Origin of the sequence: Enterococcus moraviensis ATCC BAA-383 (assembly GCF_000407445.1) — a bacterium.
GTDB classification, from domain to species: Bacteria; Bacillota; Bacilli; order Lactobacillales; family Enterococcaceae; genus Enterococcus_L; species Enterococcus_L moraviensis.
Map to the genome: position 1 here is coordinate 264,559 of NZ_ASWB01000005.1, position 20,371 is coordinate 284,929.

A 20,371-nucleotide genomic window follows, 5' to 3' on the forward strand; every position below is an offset into this window, starting at 1 on the left:
ACATATTGGAATTAATAGGAGGAGGAACCCCATTCATGGCAAAGACAGGAATGTATGTAGGCCTTGATATTGGTACAACATCAGTGAAAGTTGTAGTAGCTGAGTTTATCGAAGGTCAAATGAATATCATTGGCGTAGGAAACGCAAAATCTGATGGATTAAATCGAGGGATCATCGTCGATATCGATAAAACAGTAAATGCGATTCAAAGAGCAGTAAGACAAGCAGAAGAAAAAGCGGGAATTCAAATTAAAAGTGTGAATGTGGGGTTACCAGCAAACTTACTTGAAGTGGAAAATTGCCAAGGAATGATCGCTGTAAGTAGTGAGTCAAAAGAAATCACTGATGAAGATGTAAGAAACGTTGCATCGGCAGCTCTGGTTCGTTCAACTCCTCCTGAACGCCAAATCGTAGCAATCTTACCTCAAGAATTTACAGTAGATGGATTCGAAGGGATCAAAGATCCTAGAGGAATGATTGGCGTTCGTTTAGAAATGTTCGGTGTGGTTTTCACAGGTCCGAAAACAATTATCCATAATACAAGAAAATGTGTTGAAAAAGCTGGTTTAACAGTAAATGAATTAGTGATTATGCCATTAGCCTTAACGGAAACAGTTCTATCTGACGGCGAAAAAGATTTTGGAACAATCGTTATCGATATGGGTGGCGGTCAAACAACAACTTCAGTGATGCATGATAAGCAATTGAAATTCACTCATGTAAATCAAGAAGGTGGCGAGTTTGTTACGAAAGATGTTTCGATTGTATTGAATACATCGTTTAATAATGCAGAAGCCTTGAAAATCAACTATGGTGATGCATATCCTGAAAGAACATCAGTCAGTGAAGAGTTTCCAGTTGATGTAATTGGTAAGTCAGAACCTGTAAAAGTGGATGAGCGTTATCTTTCAGAAGTAATCGAAGCAAGAGTAGAACAAATCTTTAAAAAATCTAAAGAGGTATTGGACGAAATCGATGCTTTAGAACTTCCTGGTGGAGTGATTTTAACTGGTGGTGGCGCAAGCCTTCCAGGCGTAGTCGACTTAGCACAAGAAATCTTTGATGCGAGTGTGAAATTATACGTACCGAATCATATGGGATTACGTAATCCAGTCTTTACAAATGTGATTAGCATCGTAGAATATTCTGCACAATTGAATGACATTTATCATATTGCCAAAGGCGCGATCCCAGGCGAAAAGATTAAAACAACACAGCCAATCGCAGTTCAACAAGAAGTACAATATGATACGTATACAGATACACCTCAAGATGATTACAACGATTCTGAAATACATGAATCTGGTGAAAAAGTTACAGGTAAAATCAAAGACTTCTTCTCGAACATTTTTGACTAACAATTAAAACAGGAGGAAACGATACTATGGAATTTTCTTTAGATAATAACATTAACAATGGCGCTGTCATCAAAGTTATCGGTGTAGGCGGCGGCGGTGGCAATGCTGTTAACCGAATGATCGACGAGAACGTCAAAGGCGTTGAGTTCATCGCTGCAAATACAGATGTACAGGCTCTTAAAAACTCAAAAGCAGAAACAGTGATCCAACTTGGACCTAAATATACACGTGGTTTAGGTGCTGGATCTCAACCAGAAGTCGGTCAAAAATCAGCAGAAGAAAGTGAACAAGTTCTTTCAGACGCCTTACAAGGTGCGGATATGATCTTTATCACAGCTGGTATGGGTGGTGGAACAGGTACAGGAGCTGCTCCTGTAGTTGCTAAAATCGCCAAAGAACTAGGCGCTTTAACAGTAGGTGTTGTTACGAGACCATTTAGCTTTGAAGGTCCAAAACGTGGACGCTTTGCTGCTGAAGGAATTGCTCTTTTAAAAGAAAACGTTGATACGTTATTGATTATTTCAAATAACCGTCTATTAGAAGTTGTAGATAAAAAGACACCAATGCTAGAAGCATTCCGTGAAGCAGATAATGTTTTACGTCAAGGTGTACAAGGTATTTCAGATTTAATTACAGCTCCTGGTTATGTTAACTTGGACTTCGCTGATGTGAAGACAGTAATGGAAAACCAAGGAACTGCTTTAATGGGAATCGGAGTTGCAAGCGGTGAAGACCGTGTGATCGAAGCAACTAAAAAAGCGATTTCTTCTCCATTATTAGAAACATCTATTGATGGTGCAGAACAAGTATTGTTAAATATCACTGGTGGTCTTGATATGACATTATTCGAAGCACAAGATGCTTCTGATATCGTAACAAGCGCTGCAACAGGTGATGTAAATATCATTTTGGGTACATCGATCAATGAAGATTTAGGCGATGAAATTCGTGTTACTGTTATTGCAACAGGAATCGATCCATCAAAAAAAGATCGTAAGCCACAACGACAAAATAGACCAACTCAAATCCAAACAGTACAACAAGCTCCAGTGTTAGATATGGATCAATCAAAACCAGCTCCATCTCAACCACAACCGCAAGAAGAAACAAGTGCTTTTGGTGACTGGGATATCCGTCGCGAACAAAACGTACGACCTAAAGTAGAAGATACAACATTTGAAAATGTTGAGAAAAAAGATTTTGAAACATTTCATCGTGAAGAACCATCACAAAACAATGACGATGAATTAAACACACCACCATTTTTCCGCAGAAAAAGATAGGAGCGACTTTTGATCATGCTAGTTGATAACTTAGAAAAAATAAATCAAGAGATTCAACTAGCGTGCCAAAAAGTAGCACGATCAGACAGCGATGTAACAATGATTGCTGTGACTAAATCAGTGGAAAAACACATTGCCGAGGAGCTTGCTGAACTTGGTATTGAGAATATGGCTGAGAACCGAGTAGATAAATTACTTGAAAAAAAGATGGCACTGAAAAATTTTTCATCTATAAAGTGGCATTTGATTGGTAATTTACAGCGTAGGAAGGTAAAATCAATAATAAATGAAATAGATTATTTTCACGCTTTGGACAGTTTAAAATTAGCTGAGGAAATCCAAAAACGAGCAGAAAAGCAAATTTCCTGTTTTGTTGAGGTGAATATTACGGGTGAAGAAAGTAAACACGGGTTCAAATCTGATGAAGTAATTGAGTTCATTCATCAATTAGCAACATTTGATAGAATCAAGGTCGTAGGCTTAATGACTATGGCTCCGTTGGATGCTTCTGATCAAGTGCTTCATGAAGTGTTTTCCAAGTTAAAAAAACTGCAATTAGCAATAAATAATCATCATCTGTCATATGCACCATGTACAGAGCTTAGCATGGGAATGAGTAATGATTTCCCAATAGCTATAGAAGAAGGTGCAACTTTTGTACGAATCGGAACAGCAATTTTCAGAGGTGCGTAAAGGAGGGGAATCTATGTCAATTTTTAGTAAAAATGCGTTATCGAGCTTTTTTGGATTATCTGGTGAAGATGAATATGATAATTATGATGAATATGAAGAGCAGAAAGTTGTTAATGAACAACCAAGACAGACGGTTCGACAAACACAAGCAAAGGCACAAAGACCGATTGCAACTGAGCCTTTAACCGAAAAACCATCTGCTCGTTATCGTTCAACAGAAACGCATCAAGATAAAAAAGAAAGCCGTCAGGAAACAGCATTTAATGAGAAAAAGGTTGTCTCCATGCGTAGTTCTAATAACTCAAATTCTAAACGTTCGCAAGATACACATAGCTCAAATAAACCAGGTAAAATTACCATTCTAGAACCAAGAGTTTATTCTGAAGCAATGAATATTGCTAAACATATCATTGCAAGTGATGCTGTATTGATTAACTTTCATTTAGTTGAAGAAAATCAAGCAAGACGAATTGTTGATTTTCTTACGGGAACTGTCTATGCATTAGATGGAGACATTCAACGAGTGGGCGATGAAATTTTTCTTTGTACACCACCAAGTATAGAAATCGATAGTGCTACTGCACAATCGTTAGCTAAGAAACAAATGTTTGATTTTTAGTTAGGAGGTAATGACTATCGTTCTATTTTTATTTTTATTGTATAAAGGCGTTCAAATTTATTCTGGAATTTTAATCATATATGCATTATTATCTTGGTTTCCAGGTGCGTATGATTCTACATTCGGCCGTTTGATAGCAAGAATTTGTGAACCTTATTTAAGCTTATTTGATCGGTTGAATTTAAGAATAGGTATGGTCGGTTTTAATGTAATGATTGCAATCATTGTATTAAACTTAGCCGCAAGTGGACTAGGTCGAATTTTACAATCAATTTTGTATTAATAAAAGAAAGGATGATCTATCTATGAACGCAAATGTGTATCAACATTTTCGAAAAGATGAGCATCCTTTTATTGATTCTGTTGGTAATTGGTTGGAACAAGTTGAAAGTCAATATGCGCCATACTTATCTGATTTTCTAGATCCTAGACAAGCTTATATTTTAGAAACGTTGATTCGACAAAACAGTGATCTTGAGTTTCAGTTTTATGGTGGATACGGCCATGCTGAACGAAAACGTTGTTTGATTTTTCCAGATTACTATGAACCGAAAGAAGAAGATTTCGAAGTAGAATTACTAGAAATCGTTTATCCAATAAAATTTTCTACGTTGTCTCATGGCAAAGTGTTTGGAACACTGGTCAATACGGGGATCAAACGTGAATATTTTGGTGATATTATTTCGGATGGAACTAGGTGGCAAGTTTTTGTTGCCAAAGAGATAGCAAATTTCGTAGTAGCACAAGTAGAAAAAATCGGTAAAATATCTGTAAGACTAGAAGAAAAAAAATATACGGAGATTATTCTTCCTAAAGATGATTGGACACGTGAACAGACAACAATTAGTTCATTACGTCTAGATAATTTGATCTCTAGCGTTTATAATATATCTAGACAGAGATCAAAACAATTGATTGAATCTGGAAAAGTTAAAGTGAATTGGACAGAAAATACAAGACCGGATTTTTTGGTAGATCTGTTAGATATTGTGTCTATTAGAGGTTTTGGAAGAATCCAAATTCAAGAGTTAGAGGGGAAGACGAAAAAGGACAAGTTTCGTTTGTTACTGGGAGTTCTACGAAAATAATCCAAAGAGGTGAAGGAATATGGCATTAACTCCATTAGATATTCAAAATAAAAACTTCTCTACAAAAATGAGAGGCTACAATCAAGATGATGTCGATGATTTCTTAGATCAAGTAACGAAAGATTATGAAGATTCTCTTCAAAAATCTCGTGAACTTGAGAAATCATTAAAACATGCAGAAGAAAAACTACAATATTTCAATGAATTGAAAGATGCATTGAATCAATCAATTATTGTAGCGCAAGATACTGCAGATAAAGTAAAAACTAGTGCAAATAAAGAATCAGAAGTAATTGTGACATCTGCTGAAAATACAGCAAATGAAATGATTTCATCTGCTGAAAAACGCTCAAGTAATCTTATTACATCTGCGGAAGAAAAAGCAAAAGAAATCTTAACAGATGCAACAGATCGTGCACGTCAATTAGCTGCTGAAACGGATGATTTGAAGAAGAAAACACGTGTCTTCCATCAACGTTTGAGCTTAATGTTGGAAGCACAACTAGAACAAGTGAAAAGTGAAGAATGGAATGAGTTATTAAAACCATTCTCAAGCTATGTTAGTGATTCTCATACGGTTATCAAAGAAGTTCTTGCAGAAGAACTTGATAAAAGTGATGATGTCGTTTCAGAAGTAGTTGAAGAAACAGGTTCTGAAGAACAACCAACAATTGAACAAGCTGCATTAGATCCAAAAGCGATGCTTGATTTATTAAATAAAGATCCTAAATAATGTTGTAAATAAATAGAACAGAAAACTCAATAACTATTCTTAAAGCGAGCCAATGATAGTGAAAGTTTGGTAGACCCTAGTATTGAGAAGATCCTCTATTTTACTCAAGTTTGAATCCAGTAAAACTTGACGAGTGATTTCGTTACCAATTATCAGAGGAAATAATTAAGTGTATTAATTATTTTAAATTTGGGTGGTAACACGAGTACTTTCGTCCCTTTGGATGAAGGTGCTTTTTATTTTGCTGTGAATCACTACGATTGGCTTCGCCAGAGTAGATGATGAACAGTACTTGGCGAACGAAGAGAGCGAAGTTTCCGAACTAGTGAATCACAAAACCCTATCTAAATTCCAAAACATCCAGAAAACGAAAAGTAGATAAGGTTTACCAGAGTAGATGATGAACAGTACTTGGCGAACGAAGAGAGCGAAGTTTCCAAACTAGTGAATCACAAAACCCTATCTAAAACCTAAAGCGTCAAGAAAGCGAAAAGTAGATAAGGTTTACCAGAGTAGATGATGAACAGTACTTGGCGAACGAAGAGAGCGAAGTTTCCAAACTAGTGAATCACAAAACCCTATCTAAAACCTAAAACGTCAAGAAAGCGAAAAGTAGATAAGGTTTACCAGAGTAGATGATGAACAGTACTTGGCGAACGAAGTTCCCTTTACATTAACAAAAATCCTTAATATACATACCATATAAGGTTGGTTTAGATGGTATTGAATCTATGTACAATCCTATTAATTGATAGCTATAAAAGAAAGTGAGGAAATAAAAATGAAAATGAAAGAAACTTTACAGTTGGGAAAAACAGCTTTTCCAATGCGTGGGAATTTACCAAATCGTGAAGTAGAATGGCAAAAAGAGTGGGAAGAACAAAAAATTTACGAGAAACGTCAACAATTAAACGAAGGCAAACCAACCTTTGTGTTACATGATGGTCCTCCATATGCCAATGGAAATATCCATTTAGGTCATTCACTAAACAAAATCAGTAAAGACATCATTATCCGTTCAAAATCTATGTCTGGATTCCGTTCGCCATATGTACCTGGTTGGGATACACATGGTTTACCAATTGAACAAGTACTGACAAACAAAGGCATCAAAAGAAAAGAAATGACATTGGCTGAATACCGCGAAAAATGTGAAGAATATGCACGGTCACAAGTGGATACTCAACGTGCTGATTTCAAACGTTTAGGGGTAGCAGGTGATTGGGAAAATCCATATGTTACATTGGATCCAACATATGAAGCCGCTGAAATTCGTGTATTTGGAAAAATGGCTGAAAAAGGCTATATCTACAAAGGGTTAAAACCAATTTATTGGTCTCCATCAAGTGAGTCATCATTAGCAGAAGCTGAAATTGAATACAAAGATGTTAAATCAGCATCTATTTACGTGGCCTTTAAAGTCGTTGATGGCAAAGGAATTTTAGATAACGATACTTCATTTATTATCTGGACAACAACACCTTGGACACTACCTGCAAATCTAGGAATTTCAGTAAACCCAACGTATCAATATGTTGTTGTAAAAGCATATGATAAAAAATATGTAGTGGCTAAAGACCTTTTAGACACAGTGAAAGAAGCGATTGGCTGGGAAGAGGTTGAAGTTTTAGAAACAATCTCTGGAAAAGACATGGAATATATGACTGCACAACATCCATTTTATGATCGTACATCATTAGTTATGCTAGGCGATCATGTAACATTGGATGCAGGTACTGGATTAGTGCATACAGCTCCAGGACATGGTGAAGATGACTATATCGTTGGGAAAAAATATGATTTAGACGTTCTTTCACCTGTGGATAATCGTGGGGTATTTACGGATGAAGCACCTGGCTTTGAAGGGATTTTCTATGATAAAGCAAACCCAATGATTACAGCGTTGCTTGATGAGAAAGATGCACTATTAAAATTAGACTTCTTTACACATAGTTATCCACATGACTGGCGTACAAAGAAACCTGTCATTTATCGTGCAACGCCACAATGGTTTGCATCAATCGATAAATTCCGTCAAAATATCTTAGATGAAGTTGAAAAAGTTGATTGGATTCTTCCATGGGGGAAAACACGTCTTTACAATATGATTCGTGATCGTGGTGACTGGGTTATCTCTCGTCAACGTGCGTGGGGCGTACCATTACCAATTTTCTACGCTGAAAATGGTGAAGCAATCATTACACCAGAAACAATCGAACATGTCGCAAATCTATTTGCAGAACATGGATCAAATGTTTGGTTCAAACGTGAAGCAAAAGAATTATTACCAGAAGGTTTTACACATCCTGGTTCTCCAAATGGTGAATTCACAAAAGAAAATGATATCATGGATGTTTGGTTTGATTCGGGTTCTTCTCATGAAGCTGTCTTACGTGAGCGCCCAGAATTGACTTTCCCAGCTGATATGTATCTAGAAGGCTCTGATCAATACCGTGGGTGGTTTAACTCAAGTATTACGACAAGTGTAGCCATTAATGGTGTAGCGCCTTATAAGGCTGTTTTATCGCAAGGATTTACTTTAGACGGTGAAGGTCGTAAGATGAGTAAATCACTAGGAAACACTATCTTACCGGATAAAGTAATCAAGCAAATGGGTGCGGATATTTTACGCCTGTGGGTAAGTAGTGTAGATTACGAAGCGGATGTTCGTGTTTCAATGGATATCTTAAATCAAGTATCTGAAGTGTACCGTAAAATCCGTAATACAATGCGTTTCTTATTAGCAAATACAAGCGATTTTGAACCAAAAGAACACACAGTTTCTTATGAAGAGTTACGCTCAGTGGATAAATATATGATGGTTCGTTTAAACCAAGTTATTCAAGAAATTCGTGAAAAAGGATATGAAAAATATAATTTCATGCAAATTTATCGTTCAGTGATGAATTTCTTAACCGTTGATCTTTCTTCATTCTATTTGGATTTTGCGAAAGATGTTGTGTACATTGAAGCTGAAGATAACTACCAACGTCGTTGCATGCAAACTGTATTTTATCAAATTGCTGTTTCATTAACAAAACTATTAACACCAATTATTCCGCATACTTCTGAAGAAATTTGGAGCTTCTTAAAAGAAGAGGAAGAGTTTGTTCAGTTAGCGGAGTTCCCAGGATACGTTACGTTTGCTAATCAGGAAGAATTACTAGATACTTGGGCTGCATTTATGGACTTTAGAGATAATGTTCTAAAAGCGTTAGAAGAAGCACGTAATTCTAAATTGATCGGTAAATCATTAGAAGCAAAAGTAACGATTTATCCTAACAAACAAATCCATGAGTTATTAACAGCTGTGGATGCGGATATTGCTCAATTATTGATTGTTTCTGATTTTGCCGTAGCAGACAAAACAGCAAAAGTTCCAGAAAATGCTGAAACATTTGCTGATATGTCGATCCTTGTGGAAAAAGCAGCAGGTGAAACTTGTGATCGTTGTAGAGCAGTACGTACAGATGTTGGGGAAAATGAGAAATTACCTCATTTATGTGGCCGTTGTGCAACAATCGTTGAAGAAAATTATCCAGAAGCTGTTGCAGAAGGATTTGAAGACTAAGCGTGATACAATAAATAAAAAGAGTATTAAACAATTTTGTTTAATACTCTTTTTTATTGTTGAATAGGTTTTAAAAGGTCGACTTCAATTATTATTTTGTAGCATTTGAATTCAAGTAACCTTTCCAAGTTCCGTTTTTATCATAAAGTGAATAATAGGTCGCACCTGAAAAGTGATGGTATTGTCCTTGAGCTTGATATTTCTTTTTGTAGATACCAGTCGTATTGCCTTTTTTATGAGAGAATGTATCGATATTAGCCCATATTGTGTACCCTTTTCGTTCTATGGTAACGGGTTTATTGATTTTTAGCCAAGCACCTTGCGGACCCTTTGCACTAGTAACACCAGCGGCATTTATATAGCCTTTCCAAGTCCCTTTATTGTCATAAAGGGAGTAATAAATGGCACCAGAAACATGATGGTATTTCCCTTTCACTTGGAACGTTTTTTGATAAAGAGTAGTAGTGTTGCCTTTTTTACTGGAGAACTTGTTGATATCGCCCCAAAGTGTTTGTCCTTTTTTTGTAAGAGTGACGTATTTATTTTCACTCATCCAAGCACCTTGTGGCCCCTGTGCACTAGTAACACCAGCAGCATTTATATAGCCTTTCCAAGTCCCTTTATTGTCATAAAGGGAGTAATAAATAGCACCAGAAACATGATGGTATTTCCCTTTCACTTGGAATGTTTTTTGATAAAGAGTAGTAGTGTTGCCTTTTTTACTGGAGAACTTGTTGATATCGCCCCAAAGTGTTTGTCCTTTTTTTGTAAGAGTGACGTATTTATTTTCACTCAGCCAAATTCCTTGAGGCCCAGGAGCTTTTGTTGTTGCAGCGGCGTTCAAGTAACCTTTCCAGTTTCCCTTGTTATCATAAAGAGAATAATACGTCTCGCCATTCATATGTTTATATTTTCCGTTTACTTTAAATGTCTTATTATAAATATTTGTTGTAGAGTTTGTAGTTGAGTTAAAATTAAAGTTTGACCAAACGGAGTAGTTCTTTTTAGTGATCGTCACATATTGATTCTCACTAAGCCAGCGCCCCTGTGCACCGTTTTCGAGATAGCCAGAATAGTCCATGGAAATATCAAAAGGATGGGCAATTCCTGGGATATAGTATTGAGAAGACCATTGCCAAGCTGAGTATTCATTATTCCATTTCATAGCGGCAGTCGGTGTATAGGGATATTGAGCAACCCACATCTTTTTAGCCCCAAACTTACTCACAGAAAAATAACCACTTGTTGCATAAGATCGATTCATATAATACATAGGATTAGAAAATCCCTTTGATTTTAGTGCGTTGACAAAAGCTGTAGTATTCGGTGTTAAGGAAGAGTTTAGCATTTTGCCTTCTTCAATATCAATAACCATAATGGTAGATTTTGGCAATTTGAATCGAGTAGCAAGTGAAGCAAAGTAGTTCGCTTCTTTTGTAGCACCGCTACTCGTTGTGTATTGCGCATAATGATAAGCCGATACTTTTAATCCAGCCGCTGTAGCATTTTTTATCTGTTCTTGGGCAAAAGGATTAGTATAATAGTCGCCTTCTGTTAGTTTGATAACGACACCTTTAATACCATAATTTTTCATCTTTTTAAAATTAGCAACAGATATTGAACTGTTATGAGACGATATATCAATAAAATGTGATTTAGGTCTATTCGCTTCACCTGCATAAACGATATCCATAGAGCTGCGAAGAAGATTACTGCTTCGTGCTGTAGGCGTTGAATCTGAGCGTCCAGATGGTAGCGCGTAATCATCAAAGTATATCGTTTCGTCTGCTTGAACTGCTTCGACCGCTTCACTTACTGAGCTTTGAGTTGTTGAGCTTTCGGACTCAACCTCTGTTGTATCTGAAAGGCTTGTGTCAGTACTTTGCTCAATTGAATCGACTACACTAGAACTTGGTTCTGTTGTAGATTGAGTCGAGTCCATCTTACTTGAAACCGAACTATCTACGCTTGAAGAATCCTCCGCGTATGCTGGTAAATTCATACTAAGCATCAACATTGTGAAAGCACACAGCATTGCGAGATTGCAATTTATTTTTTTCATTATTTCCCCCGTTATATTAAAGTTTTCCGCGTTCACGATACCAAACATCAGGCTGCCAATCCCATGTGAAGCCATCTTGGTTCAACAAATCAAAAGCAGCGTCAGGACCCATTGATCCTGCTTCGTAATTTGGAAAATCCACAGAAGTTTTATCCCAAGCATGACGGATAATATCAACAATACGCCAAGATTGTGCCACTTCGTCCCAGTGAGAGAAGTTTGTGCCATCACCATTTAAGCTATCTAATAATAGTTTTTCGTAAGCTTCTGGACTATTTCCTGTTGTTTCAGCACTATGGCGGTAGTCTAATTTTACAGGAGTCGTTGTAAAGCCTTGTCCGATTTCTTTTCCATTTAGAGTCATTGAGAAACCTTCAGTTGGTTGAATATAAATGGTTAAGACATTTGGTGGTAAATCTGTTTTTTCCCCACATTTGTCGATATCATCTTTGAAGACATTGACCGGTACTTGTTTGAAAACGATATTGATACGTGTTCCTTTTTCAGTTAGACGTTTTCCTGTACGGATATAAAATGGAACGCCAGACCAACGGAAGTTATCGATTAAAAATTTACCAGCAACAAAGGTTTCTGTTTGCGATTGTTCATCGACATTGGGTTCTTCACGGTAGCTAACAAATTGTTGTTCATCTAATTTTCCTTGACCATATTGTCCACGAACAAAATTTTCTAAGGCTTCTTTTTCTGAATAAAGACGAATCGCTTGTAACGCTTTTACTTTTTCTGCACGAATCTCAGCTTCTGAAAAGGCAACGGGTGGTTCCATTGCCAATAATGCGACAACTTGTAGAATATGATTTTGAACCATATCTTTTAATGCGCCACTATGATCGTAATAGCCGCCACGATCTTCAACACCTAGACTTTCTGCAAAGGTAATCTGAACGTTATCAATATAGCGATTATTCCATTGAGATTCAAAAATATTATTAGCAAAACGAATGGCAGATATGTTTTGGATCATTTCTTTTCCTAAATAATGATCGATTCTAAAAATATCTTTTTCAGGAAAAACAGCACGAATTTCTTCATTTAATTGATAAGCAGAGTCATAGTCAGAACCAAATGGTTTTTCGATCACTAAACGATCAAACCCATTTTCTGTTAATATTTCTTGTGATTTTAAGTGTTGAACGATCGTTCCAAAAAATTGTGGAGCCATCGCCAAGTAATAAATATGATTACCCCCTAATTCATATTTAGTGTTTAAACTATCTGATAATTTTTTCAAAGTGTCATAATGCTCAGAGTCATTGACGTTGTGAGATTGATAATAAAAATGACTTGAAAATTCTTCTGCTTCTTCTGTCGTCGGGTTTAGTTCTTTGATTGTTTCACGGACGATTTCGCGATAATGATCATCAGACCAGTCTCTTCTAGCAGTACCGATCACTGCAAAATGATTTGCCAAGATTCCTTTACGATACAAACGGAATAAAGAAGGATAAAGTTTTCTCTTTGCTAAATCACCAGTGCCGCCAAATATAGTAAATAGAGCTATTTTTTCGTTCATATTAGTTCCCCGCTTTCTTAATGGTGGCTGAGTCAGAGGTTATTTCTGAATGCGCCGCTTAATTCATAGTATTTTTATAATTGATCAACAAAGATTGTACTTGCTGCTTTGTAACTGATTGCTATTTTTTTGTTTTTGTTGCTAATGCTGATGGGTCCTTCGTACGCAGCAATTTCATCGATCGTGTATTCTTCATGTATATTTAAGTCAATTGACACTAAATAATCAAGTAGCTCCTTTTCATCCAGCACTCGAGCAATACGAATCGTCGTTCCAACAGGATAATCAACTAACGTTTCACGTTGTTCTTCATGAACTGGTTGATCATCACCAGGAATCACACCGCCATGAGGACAAAATTTAGGTTGATTCAAGTATTCAGACAAACGATTTGCTAACGTTTGAGAAGTGACATGTTCTAATACTTCTGCATCATCATGAACTTCATTCCAGGAGTAGTTTAAATGTTCAACTAAAAATACTTCCCATAATCGATGTTTACGGATTAGTGTACTTGCTTTTTTTAGTCCTATTTCTGTTAATTGAACGCCTTGATATGGCGAATGTTCAACTAATTTTTCTTTCACTAATTTTGAAATCATTTCACTGACTGAAGCTGCTGAAACATCTAAGCCAGAAACGATTTGTTTGTTGTTGATTTTATTTTCATCGCCACCTAATTCAAAAATCAATTTTAGGTAGTCTTCACGATTCGGGGTCATATATTTCATCCTTTCAAAGAAGCCATCAGGATAAGTTTATCAGAAAATTGTTTTTTTGACCATTTAATAATATGTTAATCTTAAAAAAAATGAGTGTTTTATTTTCTTTCATGAAAAATGTAAAAGAAACGCATAATTGATAACGTTTTCTAGCAAATTTTGAGGTAAAATTCTACAGATTTGTGTTGTACACAAGTTTAATAAAAAGTGAATTGTTAAAAAAAAATTAGAAATTTTTGATAGTAAAAAAAGAGAGTATTCAGACGCTTTTTTTGCTTAGTTTGATTATAAGAATCAGGTGAATAGAGAAAAGAGCAGGTAACCATTTTAGTATGTTTAGAAATAATCTTAGGTTACTCTTATATTTACAATAGAACAGGACTTTTGATAGCGTTTTGCTTTATAATAAAAGTATCATTTTCAAGGAGCGAACAAGACATGAAATCAAACCACTATATTTTATCTATAGATCAGGGCACAACAAGTTCGAGAGCCATTATATTCGACAAAAATGGGCAAGAAATCGCGAAAGCCCAAAAAGAGTTCACCCAATATTTTCCAAATCCGGGCTGGGTAGAACACGATGCAAATGAAATCTGGAATTCTGTTCAGTCGGTCATTGCAGATGTACTGATCGAATCAAAGTTAAAGCCAGCTCAAATCAAAGCAATTGGGATTACCAATCAACGTGAAACAACGGTTGTTTGGGACAAACAGACAGGTGAACCCATTCATCGTGCAATTGTATGGCAATCTAAACAAACAAATGAATTGGCGGATGAATTGAAAAGAAATGGACATCAAGAGTTTATTCAAAAGCGTACAGGTTTGATCATTGATTCTTATTTTTCTGCAACAAAAGTAAAGTGGTTGCTAGATAATGTTCAAGGTGCTAAAGAAAAAGCTGAATCTGGACAATTACTATTTGGAACGATCGATACATGGTTATTGTGGAAACTTACCGGAGGCAAAGTTCATAAAACAGATTATACCAATGCTAGTCGAACGATGTTGTTTAACATTCATTCACTAGACTGGGATCAAGAGATTTTAGATATTTTAGCTATTCCTCGAATCATGTTACCAGAAGTTTGTTCAAATGCAGAGGTTTACGGTTATACACAAGACTATCATTTTTATGGTGAAACGATTCCTATTGCTGGAATGGCTGGAGATCAACAAGCTGCACTTTTTGGACAGGCGGCTTTTGAAAAAGGGATGGTCAAAAACACCTATGGCACAGGCGCCTTTATTGTGATGAATACTGGGGAACAAGCAATTTTATCCGAAAATGGGTTATTGACTACGATCGGATATGGCATAAATGGTAAAGTAAACTATGCGCTAGAAGGTAGTATTTTTGTGGCAGGATCTGCAGTTCAATGGTTACGTGATGGTCTAAAATTAATTGAAAAAGCAGAGGAGTCCGAAACGTTAGCGAACTATGTTTCTGATTCGGATGGTGTCTATGTGGTCCCTGCATTTACTGGACTGGGTGCACCTTATTGGGATCAAGAGTCAAGAGGAGCTGTTTTTGGTTTAACGAGAGGGACGACAAAAGAACATTTGATTCTTGCAACACTGGAGTCAATAGCATATCAATCAGCTGATGTTGTTAAAACAATGGAAAATGATTCAAAAATAGATATTAAAGTATTAAGAGCGGATGGTGGGGCCTCTAAAAACGACTTACTGATGCAATTTCAAGCTGATATCCTCAATAAACCCGTTGAAGCAGCAGATTTTGCTGAAACAACGGCATTGGGTGTGGCTTATTTAGCTGGTTTAGCTGTTGGTTTTTGGAAAGATTTGGATGAAATCAGAGCATTTACTCATCATGGGAAACGATTTGAACCCCAAATCAATGATGACAAGAGAAATGAACAATATGATGGATGGAAACGAGCTGTCCATGCAACAATGGCTTTTAAACCTAAGGAATAACTAAGATAAAAGGAGCAAGATGATGGACTACCAACCTAAGATTTGGCAAGATGCTCTAAATAATTATCAAGAAATAGCTCCGGATATTCGGTTGTGTTCACATATACAATCTTATTGGTTTAGTTATAAGGATTCATCTAGTCCGCCAAGTAGAGTTATTCCAGATTTATGTTCTGATTTGATTATTCGATTAAGTCTTGAATTCGATATTCTACAAATCGATATTTGTGGTCCAAGCACACATTTTTTTTATTCTACTAGTAGACAACCGACGATTTATTTTGGCATTCGCTTTTATTTGGGTGGAATGTACGCTTTATTAGATCAATCTTTTAAAGGGTTGAAGGATCAGTTGCTTGATTTAGCAATCTTTGAAAAAGGAATTGCAACTGATTTGGTTAAGCATTTATCAGGAAACGATTCATTTGTTGGGTTGACTAAAAGCGCGGATCGGTATTTTTTAGAACGATTGAATCGCTCAACGATAAAAAGTATTTCAAAACCGATTCAACTGTTTTTTGCAGGAAATCAGCGAAGTAGCAACTATACTGAAATTATTGCGAAAAGCACATTGTCTGAAAGAAGTTTGCAGCGATTGTTTCGAGAGGAAACAGGGCTTTCACCATACGAAGTGTTTGATGTGTTGCGTTTTCAAAAAGTGTATCAGGAGTTGAGCAGCCACCCAACTATAAAACAGTTGGACTTAGTTGATAAATACGGTTTTTTTGATCAATCCCACTATTCTCGGAAACTAAAAAGGATGACGGGATTATCGCCACAAGCAATTCAGCAACATGTCGGGATTTTACAAGACAAATGTTAAAACTGTGCTTATAATTGAAAAAAAAGAATGGAGGCAACGAAATGAAACTAGATATGGTTGGAATCATTGTTGAATCGATGGAAGCTGCAATTCTATTTTATGAGCGATTGGGTTTTGATGTGCTAGGAGAAAAAGAAGCTGAGTATGTAGAACTGAATAATAATGGGATGCGCATTTCACTAAACACGAAAAAAATGATCGAAGGAATTTATGGCTATCCACCAAAAAGTGAAGGGGACAAAATTGAATTAGCGTTTCTGTGTGATTCGCCGAAAGAAATCGATCAGTTATGCGAAAAAATGAACAACTTTGGGTATGAAGTTTTTAAAGAACCATGGCAAGCGTTTTGGGGACAATATTACGCAATCATCAAAGATCCTGATGGGAATTTATTGAGTTTGTTTTGTAATGATCAGAAGGGTGAAACAAATGAAAGATAAAATTCAGTATTTAAAAGAAGAAGCAAACAAATGGCCAGGTGCCACAGTAGTCTATCGAGAAGATTGGGATTGCGATTATTTTGGAATCGAAAAAAAATGTTTTTGCATGCTTGGGACAAATAAAGCGGGCGATTGGGTAATGACGGTCAAAGGTGATCCAGAAGAAAATGAAGTGTTACGGGAGCAGTATCCTGATGTTGTTCCTGGCTATTATGCGAATAAAACACATTGGAATTCATTCCTGCTGGAGAATTCTTCTTTTACAGAAGAACAGCTGGCAACTTTTTTAAGAACATCATATGTGTTAGTTTTAGGGAAATTACCGAAGAAACTACAACTTAAATATAAATGAATCAATGCGAAAACGTCGTTTTAAGATAAAAATCTTAGAACGACGTTTTTGTATTAACTATGATGTAGATAAAAATTAACCAATGTGATTATCCACAAATGTGCTGGATAAAAGACATAAAATAAATATTTAAAAGCTGGATTACTGCTTCCTTTACTCCCATTGTATAGATGAATAAAAGGAATCACTAAAATAAATAAAAATTCAGGATTACCGCTAAGTTGCATTTTGATCATTTCAAAAGAATAATCAGGTAATCCAAGAAGAGGCATTATGAGTAAAGGAATAGCCAAAATCATATAGGAAAGATCTCGTTTTTTAGCATTATCCCTAAAGAAATAACTAAGCAACATAAAAGGAATGACGACAAGGCCACCTTCTGCCGGAATCAACCCTAGGCAAACGGCTAATGTTAAAATGATTGTTACGATAGTTGTTACAATTTTAACAACAGGTTTTTTTACACGTTTCGCAAAATCAATCAAGGATAAAATAGTCACACCAACAGCTAGTGTTAGAAAAATATTGTTGTGAGAAAAATACATGGGATCTTTGATGATCAGTGTGTTGATCAATGTATTCCCTATAAACATGATTACAGCCCAGCCATAAAGACGAAGCAGATAATTTTTTCGGCTTCTTGTATAATGAAACCCTTCAACCGCCATAAAGGCAAAGAATACGGCAACACAGCGTGTGACCATATGGATAGGGTCCCCAAATTGTAGTGGTAAAAGTATGGCAAGATGATCTAATAGCATCAAGCTCATCATAAATAGTTTTAATTGATTTCCGTTCATTTCATTCTCCTAAATAAATGTTATTTTATTACTTTTTACAGTATAAAAAAAATAAACACTTTTGGCGTTGGAATCAGCGAACAAATACCTTACAAAAATGTGAGAAGATAGTAAGATGATTATTTAATGAAGATATTCACTTTGACTTCGATAAAAATCATAAATAGATTTTGCGTAAATATAAGGAATAAATTCATTTTGATTAAGCATCTGTAAATATTCTTGTTCTGTTACCCATTTCATTTCACTAACTTCTTCTTCTTGTAAAACTAGTTCATTAAGAGCAATATCTTTTGTAACAAAATAAATTTCATCCCAACCTTCTTCAAATGAAACAGTCAAACGACTTGGGACGTCCTTCAAATCAACAATGATCCCAGTTTCTTCTAACAGTTCACGTTGGGCAGCTTCATAGAGAGACTCACCTGTGATTACGGCTCCTCCAGCTGTATAATCCCACCAATTCGCCCATGATGTTTTTGAAGATTGGCGTTTTTGAATGAGTAACTTGCCAGCGCTATTGAAAATCAACACAGACACAACAAAACGATAGTCTCCGTCGTTCATTACGTGATCACGGGTGTGTATTTTTGATGTCCGTTGCTTTTCAGAAGTGTAAATATCCATATATTCCAATTGAGTGTTCCTCCTTGAGTCGATCTTTTTTCTTTACTTAATATACTGTAACAAAAGAGGAACGACTTAGCTAACTTATTTTCTACCGTCTATTTTCTTTACTTTAGAGTTATGATAAGCTTGATTAAGGGGTGATCATCATAAAATAAAGGAGAGTAAAATGAAAAAAACACTAATGTTTTGTGGGGTATTTCTAGTATTAATGAGCGGATGCACAGCGAAAGAAGAGGCAAGTTCTAAAACGAATAATACATCAAAAGAGACAAGTACTTCCAGCATTCTCACTGAAAGTACAACAAAAGAAACTGAAACTTCTACAAGTACAAAAGAAAGTAAAACAAAAAAAGCATCCACTCCTGCTAGCACAACTGAAAGCAGTAAGAAAAAAGAAGTGAAAAAGACAGAGGTAAATGGGCACCTTTTTACACCAAATCCAGAAGATGACAATGAAGAAGTAAGTTATCAGTCATCAGGTGACGGGAATATCTCTGCGTTTGTTCCAGACTATTCACAATACAATAAAGAAGAAGTAATCAGCATGCTAGGTGAACCAAGTCAGATCATTACTGATTCTGCGACAATCCGTGACCGACTAGAAGATGGCGAATGGCAATTGATCAAACAACAATTTGATCTAGGTAAGTTAAGCGAAGAACAGGCAAAAGCTTTTATGTTTGCGACAAAAGATTTATCACTAGCGGCTGCTATGAGCATGGAACTAGAATTATTAGTGTACGAAGATCAAGGTAAACCCAATGTTTACTTATCAGAAGATAGCGTTAAGTTTATAACACCGATGACCGACTATATTGATTTTATCGGTAAAATAGACACCCTTTAATTTAATGCATTGAGAGGTTGGGATGTGGCTCGTAGAGTCATGTTTCAACCTTTTTTACATTGCGAATACCGAAAATATATGGTACTAATGAAGTAAAAGAAAGAGGGAGATTAATATGGCAAATGATTTTTTTTGTGACTATAAAGCAAATCCAGTTACACAACTAACGCAAGAAAGCCAAGGGAAAATCAAGATCATCCAACTTTTTGTAGAAAATGGATGTATAAAAATTGGCAAGTCGAGTTACCCGATTGTTTATGGTGATGTCTATTTTATAAATGAGGGAGAATGTTATTCAATTGAAGAGCTAGAAGAAGAGCTTATTCAAAATACAATTCTATTTTCAGCTGGAGAATTAAAAAAGTTAGCAAAAATCCTTGATTTTGAATCGGATTATGAGAAGATTTTTGAAAAAAACGGGCACTTTCATGTCGCTTCCCCACATTACAAAGCAATCGATAAGCGATTTAGAGAAGCATTTAGTGTAATCGAAACAAAAAAATCGTTCTCGAAAGCGTTGTTTCTTTCAAGAGTAGTTGAATTACTTAATTACGCGGTAGTTACATTAGAAAAAAGAAAATAAAAGAGTTTAAGAACAAGTGTTGACTCTCCCCTTACAGGAAGCTATAAGATAAGAATGTCTCGAGACAAGAACTACTTATCCAGGCTGAACGAGCGCATTCGGCTTGTATTATTATCTAGCTTTAAGGGCTAGCACCTCGGAAAAAAGATAAAAATGGAGTGAGATAAAGAGCATCTCAATCAATTTTTCCTATTTTTCAGTCGGAGCTGAACGAGCCCATTCAGCTTTTATTATCTAGCTTTAAGGGCTAGCACCTCGGAAAAAAGATAAAAATGGAGTGAGATAAAGA

Annotated in this window: 19 protein-coding genes; 14 read left to right on the plus strand and 5 right to left on the minus strand. The window is 36.0% G+C overall.

Translation table 11 applies throughout. From position 1 onward, the window contains the following. Window positions 1–35: 35 nt before the first annotated feature. From ftsA to ileS, 8 genes are all read left to right on the plus strand, one after another. The gene (gene ftsA, locus I586_RS16755) at window positions 36–1,358 is read left to right on the plus strand and encodes a cell division protein FtsA (RefSeq protein ID WP_010764043.1); all 1,323 of its coding nucleotides are present in this window, start codon (window positions 36–38) and stop codon (window positions 1,356–1,358) included. Between the two features lie 26 nt (window positions 1,359–1,384). Beyond that, complete coding sequence (gene ftsZ, locus I586_RS16760; RefSeq protein WP_010764044.1) at window positions 1,385–2,641, plus strand: cell division protein FtsZ; 1,257 nt, start codon at window positions 1,385–1,387, stop codon at window positions 2,639–2,641. Between the two features lie 15 nt (window positions 2,642–2,656). After that, entirely contained in the window at window positions 2,657–3,334 is a 678-nt protein-coding gene (locus I586_RS16765) for a YggS family pyridoxal phosphate-dependent enzyme (RefSeq protein WP_010764045.1), read from the plus strand. A gap of 13 nt (window positions 3,335–3,347) precedes the next feature. Further along, window positions 3,348–3,953: a cell division protein SepF gene (locus I586_RS16770; protein WP_010764046.1), complete on the plus strand. Its 606-nt coding sequence runs from the start codon at window positions 3,348–3,350 to the stop codon at window positions 3,951–3,953. Window positions 3,954–3,963: 10 nt separating this feature from the next. Next, on the plus strand, window positions 3,964–4,236 hold the full coding sequence (locus tag I586_RS16775; protein ID WP_010764047.1) for a YggT family protein: 273 nt from the start codon (window positions 3,964–3,966) through the stop codon (window positions 4,234–4,236). Between the two features lie 22 nt (window positions 4,237–4,258). Then, on the plus strand, window positions 4,259–5,041 hold the full coding sequence (locus tag I586_RS16780) for a YlmH family RNA-binding protein (RefSeq protein WP_010764048.1): 783 nt from the start codon (window positions 4,259–4,261) through the stop codon (window positions 5,039–5,041). A gap of 19 nt (window positions 5,042–5,060) precedes the next feature. Further along, entirely contained in the window at window positions 5,061–5,774 is a 714-nt protein-coding gene (locus I586_RS16785; RefSeq protein WP_010764049.1) for a DivIVA domain-containing protein, read from the plus strand. Between the two features lie 781 nt (window positions 5,775–6,555). Next, on the plus strand, window positions 6,556–9,345 hold the full coding sequence (gene ileS, locus I586_RS16790) for an isoleucine--tRNA ligase (RefSeq protein WP_010764050.1): 2,790 nt from the start codon (window positions 6,556–6,558) through the stop codon (window positions 9,343–9,345). A gap of 91 nt (window positions 9,346–9,436) precedes the next feature. On the opposite strand, the gene I586_RS17025 is transcribed toward ileS, so the two are convergent. From I586_RS17025 to efaR, 3 genes are all read right to left on the minus strand, one after another. Further along, a complete protein-coding gene (locus I586_RS17025) occupies window positions 9,437–11,407 on the minus strand; it encodes a GH25 family lysozyme (RefSeq protein WP_016249985.1) in 1,971 nt (656 codons plus the stop codon). A gap of 16 nt (window positions 11,408–11,423) precedes the next feature. Continuing rightward, a complete protein-coding gene (gene zwf, locus I586_RS16800; protein ID WP_010764053.1) occupies window positions 11,424–12,941 on the minus strand; it encodes a glucose-6-phosphate dehydrogenase in 1,518 nt (505 codons plus the stop codon). A 74-nt stretch (window positions 12,942–13,015) separates the two neighbouring features. Further along, on the minus strand, window positions 13,016–13,663 hold the full coding sequence (efaR, locus tag I586_RS16805) for a transcriptional regulator EfaR (RefSeq protein ID WP_010764054.1): 648 nt from the start codon (window positions 13,661–13,663) through the stop codon (window positions 13,016–13,018). A 438-nt stretch (window positions 13,664–14,101) separates the two neighbouring features. Here efaR and glpK point away from each other — a divergent pair, with 438 nt between their 5' ends. From glpK to I586_RS16825, 4 genes are read left to right on the plus strand one after another with little or no spacing between them, the layout of a single operon-like run. Then, window positions 14,102–15,607 carry a glycerol kinase GlpK gene (glpK, locus tag I586_RS16810; RefSeq protein WP_010764055.1) on the plus strand — a complete coding sequence of 502 codons (1,506 nt, stop codon included), beginning with the start codon at window positions 14,102–14,104 and terminating at the stop codon, window positions 15,605–15,607. A gap of 22 nt (window positions 15,608–15,629) precedes the next feature. After that, window positions 15,630–16,430 carry a helix-turn-helix domain-containing protein gene (locus I586_RS16815; RefSeq protein ID WP_010764056.1) on the plus strand — a complete coding sequence of 267 codons (801 nt, stop codon included), beginning with the start codon at window positions 15,630–15,632 and terminating at the stop codon, window positions 16,428–16,430. 41 nt (window positions 16,431–16,471) lie between these two features. After that, window positions 16,472–16,870 carry a VOC family protein gene (locus I586_RS16820; RefSeq protein WP_010764057.1) on the plus strand — a complete coding sequence of 133 codons (399 nt, stop codon included), beginning with the start codon at window positions 16,472–16,474 and terminating at the stop codon, window positions 16,868–16,870. After that, a complete protein-coding gene (locus I586_RS16825; RefSeq protein WP_010764058.1) occupies window positions 16,860–17,222 on the plus strand; it encodes an MmcQ/YjbR family DNA-binding protein in 363 nt (120 codons plus the stop codon). Before I586_RS16820 ends, I586_RS16825 begins: the two co-directional genes overlap by 11 nt. 53 nt (window positions 17,223–17,275) lie before the next feature. Here I586_RS16825 and I586_RS16830 read toward each other — a convergent pair whose 3' ends face one another. Both I586_RS16830 and I586_RS16835 read right to left on the minus strand, forming a co-directional pair. After that, window positions 17,276–18,022, minus strand: coding sequence for a TraX family protein (locus tag I586_RS16830; RefSeq protein ID WP_010764059.1), 747 nt, complete (start codon window positions 18,020–18,022; stop codon window positions 17,276–17,278). A 123-nt stretch (window positions 18,023–18,145) separates the two neighbouring features. Continuing rightward, window positions 18,146–18,649: an NUDIX hydrolase gene (locus I586_RS16835; RefSeq protein WP_244147899.1), complete on the minus strand. Its 504-nt coding sequence runs from the start codon at window positions 18,647–18,649 to the stop codon at window positions 18,146–18,148. Between the two features lie 169 nt (window positions 18,650–18,818). Between I586_RS16835 and I586_RS16840 the strand changes: the two genes are divergently transcribed. Both I586_RS16840 and I586_RS16845 read left to right on the plus strand, forming a co-directional pair. Then, window positions 18,819–19,499 carry a DUF4947 domain-containing protein gene (locus I586_RS16840; protein ID WP_010764061.1) on the plus strand — a complete coding sequence of 227 codons (681 nt, stop codon included), beginning with the start codon at window positions 18,819–18,821 and terminating at the stop codon, window positions 19,497–19,499. 115 nt (window positions 19,500–19,614) lie between these two features. Then, on the plus strand, window positions 19,615–20,082 hold the full coding sequence (locus I586_RS16845) for a hypothetical protein (RefSeq protein WP_010764062.1): 468 nt from the start codon (window positions 19,615–19,617) through the stop codon (window positions 20,080–20,082). The last annotated feature ends 289 nt before the right edge of the window (window positions 20,083–20,371 follow it).